Below are 18,041 nucleotides of genomic sequence, written 5' to 3' on the forward strand. Positions count from 1 at the left end.
TTTATTCTCCATTCATAACCAACATACAGGCGCCAATAATGCCCGCATCGTTTCCGAGTGTTGCTAACTTAATATCAGCACCTTTGTCGATCAGAAACAGCCTTTTTAAATATGCTTTTTTTATCACATCAATAATCAGACCACCGGCTCTGGAAACTCCTCCGCCAATTACATAAACTTCGGGATCAAATGCGTGAGAAAAGAATGCCAGTCCAGTTCCCAACGCACTCATACAAATATCAATGCACTGTAAAGCTAATTCGTCACCCTGTTCTGCTGCCATACATACATCTTTTGCTGTAAACTTTTCTTTATTACACAGTTTCGAAAAACCATCCTGCTCATTTAAAAGTTTTTTCATGATGCGTACAATACCGGTAGCCGACGCAAATTGATCAATACATCCCACATTTCCACAGTTACATTTTTCCGTTTCTGCAATACCTCCCGAAATATGCCCTACTTCACCTGCCAGTCCGTTTGCACCCAGCAATACTTTTCCATCAATTACAATCCCACCTCCGACTCCAGTGCCCAGAGTTATCAGCATCATACTTGAATATTCTTTTCCTGCTCCTCTATAGTATTCCCCAAGAGCAGCAACATTCGCATCATTTCCTGCTGCAATTGCTACATCCGGAAATTCCTTTTTCAGTTCTTCTACCGGATTGAACTCTGTCCAGTGAAGATTTACACATGTTTTCACATAACCTTTTTTATCTACCGGCCCTGGTATACCCATACCAATACCGCCGATATTATATAAGCCTTCTTTCCTTGCAATATATGTGTTTATACTTTTCACTACATCCGGTATGATTTTCTGACCAGAATCTGATAAATTTGTAAGAATTGACCACTTGTCAATCAACTGTCCGTTTTGATCAAAAGCTCCGAACTTTACTCCAGTGCCACCAATATCTACTCCAAAAAATACTTTCATCTCTTCACCTCCTACATCTGAAATATTTTTCTTTATTATCAGCCTTACAGACTGTAAAGGCGTGCAGCATTATCATGAAGAATTCCATTAATCTCTTTTTCTGTAAATGTAGGCCATCCAGACTGCTTACAAATCTTATTCATACCATTCTGCACAAGATCAATCCATTCCAGCAGATCCTTAGTTGGATTTTCTGAAAATAAATCATTATTTGATGCCACAAAATCAGAAGCAAACATAACTCTGTCCAAAACACCCAGTTCTTTTGCAAGTACCATATTCCAAGTCATCCAAAGCGGGCGTTTATAAAGCATCGCCAGATCTGTCCATAAATTTTCATCATTAACCATCATAGTAAACAAATATTCGCTGAACGGATAGCCAATATGCTCTATCACAATTTTCATATCCGGAAAATCAAACGTTACATCATTCAGATTTTCCATTTTTGCATATTTTGTATGTGCCAATACAGTGGGACCACCTGCTGCTGAATGATGATACTGAACTACCGTTCCTGTCTTCTGAGCAAATTCGTAGAACGGATAAATCGCTCTATCATTAGAATTAAACTGTCCATAAGGCGGGGTAAATAGAATTCCTTTATACCCGCAGTTGGTCACCTTATCTACCACATAATCATAATTCTTCTGATTAAATCTTCCCGCACTGTCAATAGGTTCCACGCTGCAGAACGGAATAAAGAAATCGGGATATTTTTCATATGATGTTTCTACCGCGATTTCTCCGAATTCCGAATTCCAGATTCGGTGCATATCTTGTCCCATGCATACACATTTTTCAATGCCTGCATCTTTCATCCACTTTACAAGCTGATCAATGTCTGTATCCTTAGGAATAGTCTGTCCCAGCCTGTCATAGGTTGGTTTATCAAAACATTTTGAATTAATTAAATGCATATGAGAATCAATAATCATCATTTTCCTCCTTTACTTTACTGGCGGAGCATTTTGCCCCGCCAATCTTTTATTTATCAATATCAAATTCCTGCGCATTATGTACAGTAAGCAGTTCAGGTATCATCTGACAAATATCTTCTGCTCCTGCTCTTGTATAAGTTCCTTCAAAAATCTGTCCCATATATTCCACACATTTATTTGCCATCTTAGCTGCCGACATTCCTGGACTTGCATACAGCTTACAGTCTTCACCTACAGATTTCATCAGGTTCTGCTGTTCTTCCATTGCATCGTATCCAATTACATAAACTTCTGTTTTTTCTGCATCCTGCAGTGCATTGTAAGTTGCCATGGTACATTCATTCCACCAGCAGAAAAATGCGTCTGCATCCGGATATGTTGTAATCATATCAGTTGCCCAAATGTAGCAACCATCTGCAGTTCTATCGGCAGAACGATTCACTACAATTTTTACCTCCGGATAGTTTGCCTCCATATACTCCACAAAACCATTTACTCTCAATCCACTAGATGCGATGGACGGTTCTTCTTCATATACAACAATCTGAGCATCTGTTTTTCCTTGCAATGCTTCCATAACCTGTTCTGCTGCCATCTCACCACCTCTGTAGTCATCATATCTAACAGCCGCATCTTCTCCCCCTTCCGAAGCAAGGCAGTCATAGCCTACAATCGGAATACCCGCTTCTTTACACAATTCAACAGCATCATTTGCTCCGTCTGCGTCAATCGCTGTATAAATAATTCCATCCACCTGTTGAGTAATCAGATTCTCTATAATAGTATATTCTGAAGCCCAATCACCTTTCGGATCCATAGTTACCGCTTTCCAACCATTAGCTTCAATCGCTTCTGTTGCAACTTCTGCAAACTGTGCTGCAAACGCCTGAGATATATCCCACGGAACAATTGCAATAGTTTTTTCTTCTGCCTGTGCGGCCATTGTACTCGCTATAATCACTGTTCCCGCCAGTAACATACTTGCCAATTTTTTATTCATTGTCAAATCCTCCTGCTTTTTTTCATTAACGACTATATAAAAAGAACATAATCCCTACGGCCGCTAGAATTTTGTTCTTCTATATACTACTTTTTTATCCACTACTTCTTGGTTGCTTTATTTGAAATTTTACTGAACCACTGAGCATAGAATACTGCAATTACCATCAGACATCCTCTGACTACATACTGCCAGTTACTACCAATAAACATCAGATTCATTCCGTTTGTAATCATACCCATCATCAGAGCACCAAGAAATACGCCAATTGTCAGACCTTTACCACCGGTTAACGCCACACCACCAATCGCACATGCAGAGATTGCAATAGTAGCGTATCCACTTGCAGCATTTGGTGTTGCTGATCCTACACGAGCAGTAGAAAGTATACCTGCTATACATGCCAATGCTGCACTGATGATATATGTAGAAAAGCGAATTCTTTTTACATTAATTCCAGAAATATATGCCGCAACATAGCTTCCGCCGATTGCATAGATTTTTCTTCCATAAGAAGTTTTTCCAAGCACCAACGCCATCATCACAAATACCAGAAGTAAAATCCAGATAGAAACTGATACTCCTAATATTTTTCCGGAACTTAAAAACTTAAATGAATCTGGAAGAGACGTTACTGCGCTATTATTACATACAATATAAACAATACCTCTTACCGCAGTTTGTGATCCCAATGTTACAATGAACGGATCTATTTTCGTCCTGGATACCAATAAACCATTCACAACACCTACAACACAACAAATCAAAACAGATATAATAATTGCAAAAAACAAATTTGTTTTCAGTCCAAACAAACCGTCTGTTACCAGTAGTGCACAACAGGTTCCTCCTAATGCACATGTGGATTCAATCGATAAATCAAAAGTCCCATTAATCAGAGGAAACGTCAGTGCACTTGCCAAAATACCATATACTACAATTTCCTTAAGAATATTGTTAATATTGCCAACTGTAAAGAAATTTCCACTCCGGCTCTGTACAATAATAGAATATACAACGATCAAGCAGATTAAGCCTGACAGTTCAAAATATTTTGAACTCTTTACTTTCTCAAATAAAGTCATGTTATTATCATTTTTTGTCTTCATTATTTACCTTCCTTTCATTTTATCAATTAATGGTTAATCGCTAACTTCATAATAGTTTCTTCGCTTGCTTCATTCATAGACAACTCACCCGACAAATGTCCTTCATGCATTACTAAAATCCTATCACTGATGCCTAAAAGTTCTGTCATCTCAGAAGAAACTACTATAATTGACATCCCTTCACTTGCCAGATCATTTATAATTTTATAAATCTCAGCCTTTGCTCCTACATCAACCCCTCTGGTAGGCTCGTCCAGCAATAATATCTCCGGATTTGATGCAAGGCATTTACCAATTACCACTTTCTGCTGATTACCTCCACTTAACATCTGAACAATCATAGTTCTTCCCGATGTGCGAATCTTAAGCTTTTTAATGTATTCATCACAAACATCCATCTCTTTTTTAGGATTCATGATCCCCCAGACAGACATCTTTTTTAAAATACTTAAAACAACGTTTTGAAGAATCGATTGATTTAATATCAGGCCTTGATCTTTTCTATCTTCCGGAACTAATGCAAATCCTCTGTTCAGCCCATCTATCGGTGAATTATTTTTTATTCTTTCCCCTTTCAGAAAAACATCGCCCTGACAGTCATCTACTCCAAAAATTGCTCTTAAAAGTTCTGTTCTTCCGGCACCAACCAGACCGCCAATTCCAAGAATCTCACCCTTTTTCAACTCAAAAGATATATTCGTTATTTTTGAATTGGTTAAGCCTTTCACTTCTAAGAGTTTCTCTCCGGGGCTATTTGTTTTTTTGGGAAACTGCTGAGTCATCTGTCGTCCAATCATCAGTTGAACAATATCGTCAACCTTCGATCCCGCAACTTGCAGTTCTCCTGAATTTTCTCCATCTTTCAAAACCACTACCCGATCGCCTACTGCATAAAGGTCTTCCATACGATGAGAAATAAGGATAATTGCCATTCCTCTTTCTTTCAGCTGTCGAATAATCTTATACAGTTTTTCAGTTTCTTCGATAGTCAGTGCTGCTGTCGGTTCATCAAAAATAATAATTGAGCAGTTATGAGACAATGCTTTTGCAATTTCGATCAGTTGTCGACTAGCTACGGTATACTGTCTGATCAAAGAATCTGGTTCAAAGTAAATACCTAATTCTTTCATCAAATTTAAAGTATCTTCTCTTAATCTTTTGTTATCAACAAACCCCGCTTTGGTCTTATACCTTCCAACGAAAATATTTTCAGCAACCGTCATCTCTTCAATTTGTACCAACTCCTGATGCACCATGCTAATACCAAAGTCAAAAGCATCAATCGGCTTTGATATTTTCACCAGTTTTCCATCAATAAAAATTTCTCCTTGTGTAGGAGTTTCTACCCCCGCTAAAATTTTCATCAGCGTAGACTTACCTGCTCCATTCTCTCCACACAGACATAGCACTTCACCCGCTCTCAGTTCTAAACTTACATCTTTTAAAGCTTGAATTCCTCCATAACTTTTATAGATTTTCTTCATTTCAAGAATAACTCGACTCATACTTCCTCCTATCTTTAGATTCTATCTTAGTTTGTAATTCTTCTATTGCTATACATTTAACCATTTGCTACTTTGCATTAAATTCTACATAGTTTCATCGAATATATCCCTGTTTAATGCCATTTTTCTTAAATCGTTTTTTTATTTGTTGAGTATATTGTAGCAGTGATACAATATTTATCACAAGCATTTTTTTCACTGAATTTTCAACAATTATTACTTATTATTTTTGTATTTATTGCACAATCATCAAAAAATTCATTATTTTTCTTCATCAAAAGGCTATCTAACAAAACATTTTTGTTTTTTCTATTGACTCTTTCAATTATAATTGATAAAATCTTTAAAAAAGATAAACTTTTACTTGTTTTACAGAGAGTGAGGACATAATGAACAATAAAAATGTTACATTACAAGTGATTGCTGATAAAGCTCATGTATCCAAAGCTTTAGTGTCTAGAGTTTTAAATAATCGTCAGGTTCGTGTGTCAGAAGAAAAACGCGCACAAATTCTACACATTGCAAACGAACTAAACTATACTCCATCAGGACAAATAATCAATGTTTCTCCTTTTCCAAAATTAAATAAAACGATTGCCCTGATTCTGCCACACATAAATAGCCGATTTATGTCAACAATCGCTGATACTGTTACAAAAATAGCATACGAAAATGGTTACTCTGCAATTATATTTGATTCAAAGGAAGATAGTTCTCTAGAATTCAAATATCTAGAGCTCTGCCATTCCTTAAACGTTTCTGGTATTATCATGGATTCGTTCGCCAATGCAAATAATCAAAAATACCTTGACAAAATAACTGAATGGGAAATTCCTTTCGTTTTCCTTGACTGTTATCCCAATAACTCTCAATTCTCCTTTGTTACGTCCAACAATAAAGAGGGTATATATCAATTAACAGAAAGCCTTATCAAACGTGGTCACAAGAATATCCTGAGTATCATTCAAAACAAGGCGACTCTGACAAACGTTTCTTTAGAACGATTAAATGGTTATTACCAAGCCATGTACAAACACGCTTTACCTGGATACAACGAAATTATTTACCCCGATCGAGATTATCAACAACAGCCAATATATTCCCTTATGAATTCTTCTATTGAATTCACTGCATTTATTATTCACACCGGTTCGGATGTACAACATTTTTGTAATCTACTTCCAGTTACCAAATATGCACAAAATGCAGACTTTGAGATAGGTGTTTTTGATGACTTCAATTTATCATTTGTGGAAAATATCACTGGCACAAACCAGAATATTTATCAAAAAATCGTCAGCCTAGTATCTCAGAAAACAGAAGAAATCGCCATTCGAGCCAGTGATATTTTACTTGACAATATAAAAAAGGGGGCAAATTTTACCCCCACTCAAGTATTTATTGACTGTAATTTATCAAATTTAAATTTTAAATAGTAGAGGAGGAAAATTATGAGTACAACAAAAATCAATCACTTAGGCGTCATCGAAATTCCTTATGGTGATCTAAACTGGGGACCCGATCCAAAACATATCAGAAAAGGTATTTATTCTGATATTCAGCACTGGAAAAAATATCGCGAATTAGATGACTACAAACTATGTGGAATATACAATAAAGCTACCGTACCTTACACGGTCGAAGAAATTGTTTATCAGCCTAAAGAAAATGAAGAAGTATATCTTACTTTAACAAGACAGGTTTCTGATGCTGTATATCAGCATTTATCCAATAAAGAAGCGCTACTTCTAACTGGTGGTTACTGCAAGGACGCAGTTGGCGTCTGTGGTGGAATTCAGCGTGCTATCGGTTCCGATAAACGTGTCGGAATCATTTATCTTGATGCCCACAGCGATATGTCTACCCCAGCTGTTACGCACACTGGGATTTTAGGCGGCATGGATATGGCCGTAATTTTGGGTGTAGATATGGAAGAATGGAGAACTGCAGCCGGTCTTGCAATTCCTTATGATGACCGCTTGGTAATCCTGAGTGATTTCCGAGAAGCAGAAATCGACGATGATGGTGCATTAGCGATTATAGAAAAACTGCACATTAATTGGCTCAAATCTGAAGAGTTCGAAAACGCAAATATCTGGCGAGAAAATGTAGAAAAATTGGCAAGCCAAGTAGATGCAATTTACCTTCACATTGATGCTGACATCTTAAATAACCGACACGTTCCCAATGCAGCTTGTGTTGCAGAAGGTGGACCTTCAATTGACACAGTCATGCGAAATATCCGAATCGTAATGCAGACAGGAAAAGTTCTTGTCTATGGCACTTACGGCTTCTATTTCGATACTGATATCCCAGGGCAAGATTCTTTAACTCTGAGTGGCTTAAGAGTTGTTTCCTCTGGATTAGAAGAGTGGAAAGAATATCCGGAATTACTGTAAAAATCGAGTAGGAGGCGGTGATTAGCCGCCGTCCTCTCACACCACCGTGCGTACCGTTCGGTACACGGCGGTTTCAATAGTTGATGTGCAGAGACTGATAGGCTGTGGCTAAATCATAGAAGCCCCAGTTTATCAGTCTTTCTTTTGTTAATGCTCTTTTGACCACACCCGTGTTAGACATCCTCCAGTAGGATTTTCTGCTGTATGCTCCTTCGCATGCTGCCCACTCTGATAACCCCAGTCCTATCAGCTTTCTCCTCCTGGTCTTTGGCAGTTTCCACTGTTTCCAGATACACATCCGTATCCGGCGGTACAGCCATCCGTTCACGCTTTCGATATTGTTCTTCATATCCGCTATCCCATAATAGTTTAGCCATCCTCTCATGTAGACTTTTACCTTTTCCATAGTTCGGACGACACTTCCGCACTTGCTCCGGGAAGTGAGCCTGCGCAGTTCATCCTTGGCTTTCTCCCATGACTTTCCATGGACTCGGATATAGATTCCTTTTCCGTTCTTCCCAAAACAGAAGCCAAGGAACTTAAAATTTCGGATTGCGAATACACTGACTGTCCGGCTCTTTTCCCGGTTCACTCTCAGTTTCAACGTTTCCTCCAGATATTTCGTGCTGGATTCCAGCAGTCGCTCTGCGGCCCGTTCGCTTTTCGCCAGCAGTACGATATCGTCTGCGTAGCGGATGCATGGCACACCCCGCCTGTGAAACTCCCAGTCGAATTCATTCAGATACACGTTTGCTAAGAGTGGAGATAGATTTCCTCCTTGCGGGGAGCCTTCCTCCGTCTCTGTTACAACACCGTTTTCCATCACTCCGCTCTTCAGATATCGCTTTACCATCTGTACCACTCTTTCATCTTTTACCTGTTTCCTCAACTGGTTCAGCAGTATCGTATGGTTCAGCGTATCAAAGTATCTCGACAGGTCGAGGACGACTGCCCTCGTATATCCCTGCTCGATGTACTCTTTTATCCTCCTGACAGCGTCTTTTGCCCCTCGACCCGGACGATAGCCATAACTGTCCTTCGAGAACAGAGGTTCATAGATTGGCATCAGCTGCTGTGCCATGGCCTGTTGGATGATGCGGTCTATGACAGTAGGGATTCCTAGCTTTCTTGTCCCTCCATCCGGCTTCGGGATCTCCACTCTCCTGACTGGGGAAGGGCTATATTTCCCCTTCCTGATTCTTTCTACCAGTTCGTGATTATTCTCCCTCAACCATGGTAACGCCGCTTCAATAGTCATCCCATCAACTCCTGGCGCTCCCTTGTTCGCCTTCACTCTTTTGTAAGCTCTGTTCAGGTTATCCTTATTCAGTATCTTACTTAGGATATCTGGCTCTGCACTGTCCCTTTCCTTCCATATCCGGTTGAATGAGCGGTGCGCTCTCACATACCCTTTGCGTTCCGCGCTATCTCTTTGTGAGCAGCTTTCTCTGTTTTCTGTACCCATTCTGCCCATTCCTCCTTTCCCAGTCGTACGAAAGACTCCTATTGATTCAGCCCTTCGCTGAAAAAAAATCAACTACTATGGCCTCTGCTGACTTCTGTACGTTCAGCGTTACCTTCCGATAACGGTTACTCTTTTCAGAGCGTTCCGTACAGACCTCCCTGGGTACCACACGTTTCTTTCCCTCCATCCATCTGCCGCATTTACTGCACATGATTCCGTGTAGTTATCGGGCTTCATCTTGTCTTGCAGACTTACCCTCATGTACAGCCTTATATGCGATTTCTGTCCGTCAGACCAGAGGTTTGCCCGTGGGTTAGTAAGTTTCCCACATCTGGCTTCCTTCAGATTCCATCTCACGATGGACACCCTTGCCTTCGGCTATATCCTTCCCACTACCGGGCGAATTCGGGACTTGCACCCGTTAGAAACGTGCGCCGCCAGGCGCACAAGAAATCAGGAGGAGGTGAGGGAGCCCCCTCCTCTTTATATAAATCTACATCTGGGCAACAAACAAATATAAATATCCGAATGAACTAATATCACTCACTGTAACCTTTCCTACATTTTCGTTCATTCATCAATAAAAGTATCTGTTTTTCGTTCCAATAAAAATCGCCCTTTTCTATACCACAAAAATAACGCAGACAATATCTCTACCATCTGCGTCATTTCTCTAATAATAAGTACCTATTCTGCTGTGAGAGTTTCTCTCGAATTATTTTTGAACGATATTTACGATCTTCTTCGGCACGTAAATCTCTTTTACGATCGTACCGTTTAATTTATCACCAAGTGCTTCTTTCCCTTTTGCGATAGCATCCTCCTTGGAGATGTCGAGCGGGATCTGGATCACGGCCTTTGTCTTGCCGTTGATCTGTACCGGAATCTCGATAGTGTTCTCTACCGTCTTCGCCTCATCGTACTCCGGCCACGGCTGCTCATAGAGGAATCCCTCATAACCGCAGGTACTCCACAGCTCTTCTGTGATATGCGGAGCCACCGGATTGAGCAGTGTCAGGAAGGTCGCATATTCTGCGCGTGTGATGCTGCCCTTTTTCACAAAATCATTAAGAAGCGCCATCAAAGCTGCAATCGCTGTATTATACTTGAGACTCTCAAAATCATTGCTTACCTTCTTGATCGTCTGGTGCATCTTCGTCTCAAGATCAGCGCTGTAGGAATCACCGTCTGTCAGAATATCCTGCAGTTTCCAGACACGCTCCAGGAAACGACGGCAGCCCTTTACGCCATTCTCTGACCAGGATGCGCTCAGATCGAACGCTCCAATAAACATCTCATAGGTGCGGAGCGTATCTGCACCATACTCACCGACAATATCATCCGGATTGACAACATTGCCGCGGGACTTGGACATCTTCTCTCCGTTCTCGCCAAGGATCATGCCGTGGGAAGTACGCTTCTGGTACGGCTCCGGACACGGCACTACCTGATTGTCATAGAGGAACTTGTGCCAGAATCTGGAGTAGAGCAGATGAAGCGTCGTATGCTCCATACCTCCATTATACCAGTCTACCGGCAGCCAGTACTTCAGAGCCTCCGGACTTGCCAGCGCTTTCGTATTATGCGGATCCGTATACCGCAGGAAATACCACGAAGAACCTGCCCACTGCGGCATAGTATCTGTCTCACGCTTTGCCGGACCGCCACAGCATGGACACGTTGTATTCACCCAGTCTGTCATGGCAGCAAGCGGGGATTCTCCATTATCTGTCGGCATGTAGGTCTCAACATCCGGCAATTCCAGCGGAAGCTCGCTCTCCGGCAGCGCTACATAGCCGCATTTGTCGCAGTGTACGATCGGGATTGGTTCGCCCCAGTAACGCTGACGGGAGAACACCCAGTCTCTGAGCTTGAAATTCGTCTTTCCGGTTCCAAGCTTCTTCTCTTCCAGCCATTCGATGATCGTTTTCTTTGCCTGTGCTACCTCAAGTCCGTCAAGGAAACCGGAATTGATCAGCTTGCCTGTTGCCACATCCGTAAATGCTTCTTTCTGCACATCTTCTCCGCCTGCCACAACCTCAATAATCGGCAGATTAAATTTCTTTGCGAACTCCCAGTCACGCGTATCGTGCGCCGGTACTGCCATGATCGCGCCGGTTCCATAGCTCATCAGTACATAGTCCGACACCCAGATCGGGATCTCTTTCCCATTGACCGGATTTACAGCGCGGATACCGTCGATCTCGACACCTGTCTTTTCTTTCGCAAGCTCAGAACGCTCAAAATCAGACTTTCTTGCAGCCTGCTCCTGATATGCGTGGATCGCATCCAGGTTTTTGATCTCGTCTTTGTATTTCTCAAGCATCGGATGCTCCGGAGACACTACCATATAGGTCGCTCCAAACAGCGTATCCGGTCTTGTCGTATAAACTGTCAGCTTATCCTCTTTGCCTGCAACTGCAAAGTCTACCTCTGCGCCCTGGCTCTTACCGATCCAGTTTTTCTGCGAAACCTTCACGCGCTCAATATAATCGACGTCATTTAAGCCTTCCAGAAGTTTGTCCGCATACTCTGTGATCTTGAGCATCCACTGGCTCTTTACCTTGCGGACAACCGGAGAACCACACCGCTCGCAGACACCATTGACGACCTCCTCATTTGCCAGTCCCACCTTACAGGAAGTACACCAGTTGATCGGCATCTCACTCTTATATGCCAGTCCGGCTTTAAAGAGTTTCAGGAAAATCCACTGCGTCCATTTATAATATTCCGGATCTGTGGTATTGACCTCTCTGTCCCAGTCAAAGGAATATCCAAGGGAACGAAGCTGATCTTTAAATCTCGCCACATTATTTGCTGTTACGATTTTCGGATGGATCTTATTCTTGATCGCGTAGTTCTCAGTCGGCAGTCCAAATGCATCCCAGCCCATCGGATAGAGCACGTTATAGCCCTGCATTCTTCTCTTTCTCGCTACGATATCGAGCGCAGTGTACGGTCTTGGATGGCCGACATGAAGCCCCTGTCCTGACGGATATGGAAACTCCACCAGTGCATAGTATTTTGGCTTGCTGTAATCTTCTGATGCAGCAAATGCCTTATGGTCATCCCAGATTTTCTGCCATTTTTTTTCAATCGCTTTGTGATTGTATGGTACAGACATTTTTTTCTCCTCCTGATTTCGTATTTCTTTAAGTGTGATTTAAGTGTTCATAACACAAAAAACCTTTCATCCCCAGTTTTCCAGAGACGAAAGGTTCAATTCCGTGGTACCACTCTAATTCATCTGATCCTTATCATCAGATGCACTCATAAAATCTGTAACGGGATCTCCCGTCCAAAGCTACTGTGGTTCACTTCGGAAACTCCAAGGCGAGTTCAGAAAACATCCATCTCTGCCTCACACCACCCGGCAGCTCTCTGTGCATATCTGCTTTCCTACTATTCCTTTTCTGCGTCTTTTGCATTTATACGAGTGTTATTCTACTGACTTATACCGCGTTTGTCAAGGACTTGTTGTCTGTTTCCAGGACAAACGCATGAATTGTTTTCCTTCCTCTTTCTCAAAATATCTTGTTTTTAAAAATTTAATACCTGCTCCAAAAACTCCGCTGGGTTCATACTGATTACAAACCGTTTCTTTTTCATTGACAGATTAGAGCGGAAAATTTCTACCATTTTCAGTATACTTAAACACCATTTCCTTACGATGTTTAAATTTTCTGCTGCCTGCTTATCCAGCGTTGTGTTGCCATCTTCCTTAAATGTTACATCCAGCTGCCAGTGCATACTTTCTACACTCCAGTGACCTCTCACTGCACGGCTGAACAGCTCTATATCTTCATTTAGGCTGCTGATATAATAACGGAACTCTTTTTTCTCCTCGCCATCTTTTTGAATCGTCTTTTCTTCCATTCCAATACTTTTAAGCCCTTTCCAGTCCTTCTTCTGAGACAGCCATCCAGTTTCTTTTGTCTGGTAATATTCCCGGATTTCTAACTGGCTGTGGGCTTTTTCAATTGTTTTTTTATAATTCCCCTTCTTACGCAGTTCTTCTTTTATCTTCATATCATTCAGGTACAGACTCACATCCTCATGCAGCGTCCTTTGGTTTTCCTTTAACGCCAATACATAGTCTCCCTGTTTCGAACGGATCTTTTCGGCTATGGCTGTCTGCGTTCCCATAGCATCAATCGTCACAACCTGACCTTTGATCCGGATTTTCTCCAGTAATTCCGGTATCGCCGTAATCTCATTACTCTTGGTATTTACCACCTTCTGACCAAGACTGAAGCCATCTTCTTTACTCCAGGCGGTTATGATATGGTTCGCTTTTCCTTCTTTTCTTTTATTGGAACGCATTGTTTTTCCATCAATGCAGATCAGCTTACGCAATGTTTCTCCTTCATTTTGATTCAGTAATTCCTGCCATTTACCATAAAGCTGCTGCAGGATTTCCGGTGACAGCATTCCAAACACACGGCAAAGTGTATCATGAGACGGAATCCCGTTTTTCAATTCGATATATTTTTTCAAATATGCTTCATGATAATGGGCAAAATACTCCATTTCAACCCAGTCATCCACATTTGCAAGTGTAGCAAACAAAACAATCACGATTATGTCCTTCAGCTTGTGCCGTACTTTCCTCTGCTGTCGTTTATCTTCGATATAATCCATCCATTCCAGCAGCTCATCCATAGCAAAACCCCCTTTTTCTTTTTATCATACCAGAAAAAGGGAATTTGTTCACAATTTATTTACTCATGCGTTTGTCCTGGTCTGTTTCTGAGCTGTTCTGAGCTGTTTAAGCTTCTGTTTTTTCATTCTTTAATTCCTCTACTTTACAGTGATGCTTCTTTTTATCTTTGTCATAGCTGATCCCGACCAGCAAGATCCTGCCAGTTTGAGGCAGCTTTCCAGCAAAACGAATCGCATAATTCTTTTCGCGAATCTGCGCGATCGCCGCCTCCGGTGAGTGATCTATTTTCAGTTCCAGAATGATCCCGTCCTTTACCGATGACGTTTCCGGATAAAAGATAAAATCTACAAATCCTTTTCCTGCCTTTTCTTCCCGCTCTACACGGTAATAATCCCTTGCAGATAAATAGGCCAGATTGACCACTGCGCTTAATTCTGTTTCGTGATTATACGAAAGGATCGGCGTTTCCATATCGTGGGTCTGTTCCAAAATACGTTCCATCGTCTCCGTATCTCCCAGAAGAGTGGCCTGAAGCATCCTTTCTGATTCCTTTGCCAGCCGGTACACGTATCCAAAGGAGGTTTCCCTTTTCAGCATATCTGCAAACTGATCCATCAATTCTCTGTTTGGAATAGAGATCATCCCGTTTTCATAGCTTAAAAAGCCATAGACCACCATTGCCGATAAGATCTGTTCTTTTGTCTTTAGCTCCTGCGCCGTCGCTGCATACTCCCATATCCTTACAGGAACTGCGTTTCCGGATACCATCAGGGCAAGATCGTCCCGCACGGCGTCTACATTATTTTGAATATAATAAAAAATTTCATCGTAAGGTCCGGAGCTGGTCCAGTAATTACCCAGATTATTATTCGATAAAGCGAGTACTACAGATCGTGGATTATAAAGCCGCTCTCCAGCTTTCGTGTGGTATCCATCATACCATTTTTTCAGGTCTTCCCGCGTCACCTGCTCCGACTGCCATTTCTGTTCCTGATAGCGTTCAAACAGCAAATCCACTTCCTGCTCTGTAAATCCAAAATACTCAGAAAACCGTTCCTCGGAAGCCATCGTATATTCACTGAACATATTCAGCTCCGATCCGCTGCTGTACTTCGCAATCGGAAGAATCCCCGTCATATAGGCGAGCCGCACATACGGTCTGTCTTTTAAGAGGTTCCGCAAAAACAAAAGATACTCTTTTCTGTCCTGTTCCGTAATAAAATTCTGGTGAAAAATAAAATCCCATTCATCAAAAACAAAGATAAATCTTGTCCCTTCCTGCGCATGCAGCTCTAAAAGCACATCCGCCACACTGTCCGTTTCCTCAATGTCAGCTTGCTGGTATTCTTTTCTTATATCCCGTACCAGCCGTCTTTCCATGCGTCCGATGTATTCACGATAAGAACTGCAGGCTCCGTCCAGTTCGTGAAAAGAAATATGGATCACAGGAAACTGATTCCGGTATTCGTCATATCCACTCACTGCTGCAATCTGCAGCGTATCAAAAATATCCCCAGAATCACAGCCCTCCGAAAAAAAGGCTGCAATCATATTTGCCGCTACAGTTTTTCCAAACCGCCGCGGTCTGGTAATACAGACATGATTATTTCCAGTCCGCACCAGAGGAAATAATTCTTCCAGCATTCTGGTTTTATCTACAAAATATGGTTTTTCTGTCTCGCTTTTATATAACGTATACGCTGTTTTGCTGTTTACATAAATCCCCATACGCGCTCTCTTCCCCTCTATGTCTGCATTCCGAAAAGCTGCCTGCTTCTTTTTATTTTATCATGAATAAAAAGGTTAAGCAAGATTTCTACACTCCAGTGCCCTCTCACTGCACGACTAAATAACTCTATATCTTCATTCAAACTTCTATTGTCCATTCTGCATTATTTTAAAGAACAATCTCTGAAATATGCTCTTCCAGCTTCGGGTGGCGTTCTGCGCCATCGTCATCATACAGCTCATACACAGCCCCCGGCTGTGCAAAATGTATCAGTTCCAGCGTATCCCAGTCTACATCGTCTACCTTTTCTGCTGTCTGTGCAAGCGGAAGAATCCTGCCTTTTCGGATAAAGATTACAACCTCATCCAGAGCCACTTCGATGTAGTGATGTCCAGCCGGAAGTTCTCGCTCTTCGGTAATCTCTGTCCCGCCAAACCGCACAAGCTTCATCTCTTCCGGCAGATAAACCGTCCTGCCTGCTGCATTCTGCTCATAAACCGGAGCGATCATCACACTTTCACCGATCATAAGCTGATCCTCTGTGCGCCGTGCCACAGGATCCTCTCCCCACACAAAACCGAGCGGTCTTGCGTACATCTCATTTTTCAGAACAGCCTTCATAAACTCGCTGTAAAGATAAGGAAGCAGACGGTATCTCAGACCGATAATGCCGGCGAAAGCTTCTGTATCTTCAAATGCGTACGCCTCCTGTCTGCGTGTACCGTCGCAGGAGTGGTTTCGCATCAGCGGCGTAAAGATGCCAAGTGAGAGCCAGCGCAGGACAAGATCTTCTGTCGCATCACAGCTAAAGCCGCCGATGTCTGCACCTGTGTACAGGAAACCGCACATATTCAGCGATGGAAGCATTTTCAGGTTCATCAGGATATGCGACCACCATGATTTATTGTCGCCCATCCAAATGCCGCCATAGCGGTGCATTCCTATGTAAGAGGACCGGGAGAACATCAGGATACGGCGGTCCGGCTCCAGCTCCTCAAACGCCTCTCCTGCAGAGCGCGTCATATAATATCCAAACAGGTTATGTACTTTGTCATGGCGTATCCGCTCTCCCCGGTAATTATGATAAAAGCTCCTGTAATCCTCCGGATTCTTCTCCAGCCCCGCCACCATATCTTTGAACGCAAAGAATGATTTTACGTCAAGATTTATGTCCCGGTATTCTTCCAATTTGTCAAATGTCTCTTTCAGCCTGCGCTCGGAATAAAAGATCGCCGGTTCATTCATATCGTTCCAGAAGCCGTCAATCCCCTTATCAAGCAGGAATTTATATTTCAGGCCAAACCATCTTCTCGCCTCGTCATTTAACATATCCGGAAAATGACAGCGCCCCGGCCACACGCCTACGACAAAATCCTCTCCGTTTTCATCCTTACAGAAATAGCCGTTTTTTACGCCCTCTTCGTACGTATCGTAGCCCTCTTCTATCTTTACGCCTGCATCGATGATCGGCACGAGATGAATGCCCTGCTCTTTCATTTCTGATACAAGTGCTTCAAAATCAGGGAAGCTCTCCCGGTCGATCGTAAAGTCCTTGTAGCGCTCCATGTAATCAATATCCAGGTAAATACTGTCGATCGGTATATGATTTTCCCGGTACTGCCTGGCTACCTCGCGCACCTCCTGCGACGTCCGATAGCTCCAGCGGCACTGACCAAATCCGAACGCCCACTTTGGCGGAAGAAACGGCAGACCGATCATTTCCCGGAACTCTTTTACGATCTCATCCGGCGTCTCCCCTTCAAACTCGTACAGCTCATAATCCATCCCGTCGATCCTGATCTCCAGCAGGCTGTGTTTCGTATACCCTATGTCAAATGCGATCTTATCTGGCGTATCGAGGAAGAGTCCGAACGGTCTTTTTCCCTTTCCCGCCACGATCAGAAAATTATGGGCGCCGTACAGTGAACTCGTATTTTCATGATGATGCGGCTCATCCGTACAGTTACTCACATAGATCCAGCCCCGCTTGTTGATCCCTCGCACATTTTCACCAAGACCGTATACGATGTCCTCCTCATCCATCATATATCTGAGCGTACTGCCTTCTTTTTCAAAAAACTGCGTTTTACTGCCGCAAGCCTCCGGCTTCTTGATCACTGCGTCCGTCTCGAGCGGACTTCCAAAAACATATCTCCTTACCATAATCTAACTCCAGTTCTGTAAATTTTATGTATCTGTTCAGTACCTTCACAGATACGATTCGTAACTCCATGAAAATCGGCTGCGCCGATGGGCTTTATTCACACCTGATTCATGCCTTTACGGT

The 18,041-nt window shown here is 42.4% G+C and carries 13 protein-coding genes and 1 other annotated feature; of the genes, 2 read left to right on the forward strand and 11 right to left on the reverse strand.

Annotated elements, in window-relative coordinates; all coding sequences use genetic code 11:
* Position 1: 1 nt before the first annotated feature.
* The 5 genes from QOX44_RS06775 to QOX44_RS06795 all read right to left on the reverse strand — a co-directional run bounded on the left by QOX44_RS06775 (position 2) and on the right by QOX44_RS06795 (position 5,498).
* On the reverse strand, positions 2-943 hold the full coding sequence (locus QOX44_RS06775; RefSeq protein WP_283682253.1) for an ROK family glucokinase: 942 nt from the start codon (positions 941-943) through the stop codon (positions 2-4).
* Positions 944-987: 44 nt separating this feature from the next.
* Positions 988-1,884, reverse strand: a complete 897-nt coding sequence (locus QOX44_RS06780) for an amidohydrolase family protein (RefSeq protein ID WP_283682254.1) — start codon at positions 1,882-1,884, stop codon at positions 988-990.
* 46 nt (positions 1,885-1,930) lie between these two features.
* Entirely contained in the window at positions 1,931-2,884 is a 954-nt protein-coding gene (locus tag QOX44_RS06785; RefSeq protein WP_283682255.1) for a sugar ABC transporter substrate-binding protein, read from the reverse strand.
* A gap of 101 nt (positions 2,885-2,985) precedes the next feature.
* Positions 2,986-3,993, reverse strand: coding sequence for an ABC transporter permease (locus QOX44_RS06790; RefSeq protein ID WP_283682256.1), 1,008 nt, complete (start codon positions 3,991-3,993; stop codon positions 2,986-2,988).
* A 26-nt stretch (positions 3,994-4,019) separates the two neighbouring features.
* Positions 4,020-5,498 carry a sugar ABC transporter ATP-binding protein gene (locus QOX44_RS06795; protein ID WP_283682257.1) on the reverse strand — a complete coding sequence of 493 codons (1,479 nt, stop codon included), beginning with the start codon at positions 5,496-5,498 and terminating at the stop codon, positions 4,020-4,022.
* A 389-nt stretch (positions 5,499-5,887) separates the two neighbouring features.
* Between QOX44_RS06795 and QOX44_RS06800 the strand changes: the two genes are divergently transcribed.
* A complete protein-coding gene (locus tag QOX44_RS06800; RefSeq protein ID WP_283682258.1) occupies positions 5,888-6,934 on the forward strand; it encodes a LacI family DNA-binding transcriptional regulator in 1,047 nt (348 codons plus the stop codon).
* Between the two features lie 15 nt (positions 6,935-6,949).
* Positions 6,950-7,897, forward strand: a complete 948-nt coding sequence (locus QOX44_RS06805) for an arginase family protein (protein WP_283682259.1) — start codon at positions 6,950-6,952, stop codon at positions 7,895-7,897.
* Between the two features lie 73 nt (positions 7,898-7,970).
* On the opposite strand, the gene ltrA is transcribed toward QOX44_RS06805, so the two are convergent.
* From ltrA to QOX44_RS06835, 6 genes are all read right to left on the reverse strand, one after another.
* Positions 7,971-9,362: a group II intron reverse transcriptase/maturase gene (gene ltrA, locus QOX44_RS06810; protein WP_283681000.1), complete on the reverse strand. Its 1,392-nt coding sequence runs from the start codon at positions 9,360-9,362 to the stop codon at positions 7,971-7,973.
* A gap of 46 nt (positions 9,363-9,408) precedes the next feature.
* Positions 9,409-9,549 (reverse strand): hypothetical protein, encoded by a 141-nt coding sequence (locus tag QOX44_RS06815; protein WP_283680641.1) that lies wholly within the window; start codon positions 9,547-9,549, stop codon positions 9,409-9,411.
* A 528-nt stretch (positions 9,550-10,077) separates the two neighbouring features.
* Complete coding sequence (gene leuS, locus QOX44_RS06820; RefSeq protein WP_283682260.1) at positions 10,078-12,486, reverse strand: leucine--tRNA ligase; 2,409 nt, start codon at positions 12,484-12,486, stop codon at positions 10,078-10,080.
* Between the two features lie 79 nt (positions 12,487-12,565).
* Positions 12,566-12,787, reverse strand: a binding site (T-box leader).
* Positions 12,788-12,902: 115 nt separating this feature from the next.
* Positions 12,903-14,024, reverse strand: a complete 1,122-nt coding sequence (locus QOX44_RS06825) for an ISAs1 family transposase (protein ID WP_283681393.1) — start codon at positions 14,022-14,024, stop codon at positions 12,903-12,905.
* A 106-nt stretch (positions 14,025-14,130) separates the two neighbouring features.
* The gene (locus tag QOX44_RS06830; RefSeq protein ID WP_283682261.1) at positions 14,131-15,753 is read right to left on the reverse strand and encodes an AAA family ATPase; all 1,623 of its coding nucleotides are present in this window, start codon (positions 15,751-15,753) and stop codon (positions 14,131-14,133) included.
* 169 nt (positions 15,754-15,922) lie between these two features.
* On the reverse strand, positions 15,923-17,917 hold the full coding sequence (locus QOX44_RS06835) for a glycoside hydrolase family 31 protein (protein ID WP_283682262.1): 1,995 nt from the start codon (positions 17,915-17,917) through the stop codon (positions 15,923-15,925).
* Positions 17,918-18,041: the final 124 nt, after the last annotated feature.

The sequence above is a fragment of the Parablautia sp. Marseille-Q6255 genome, from assembly GCF_951230155.1.
Lineage (GTDB): Bacteria > Bacillota > Clostridia > Lachnospirales > Lachnospiraceae > Choladousia.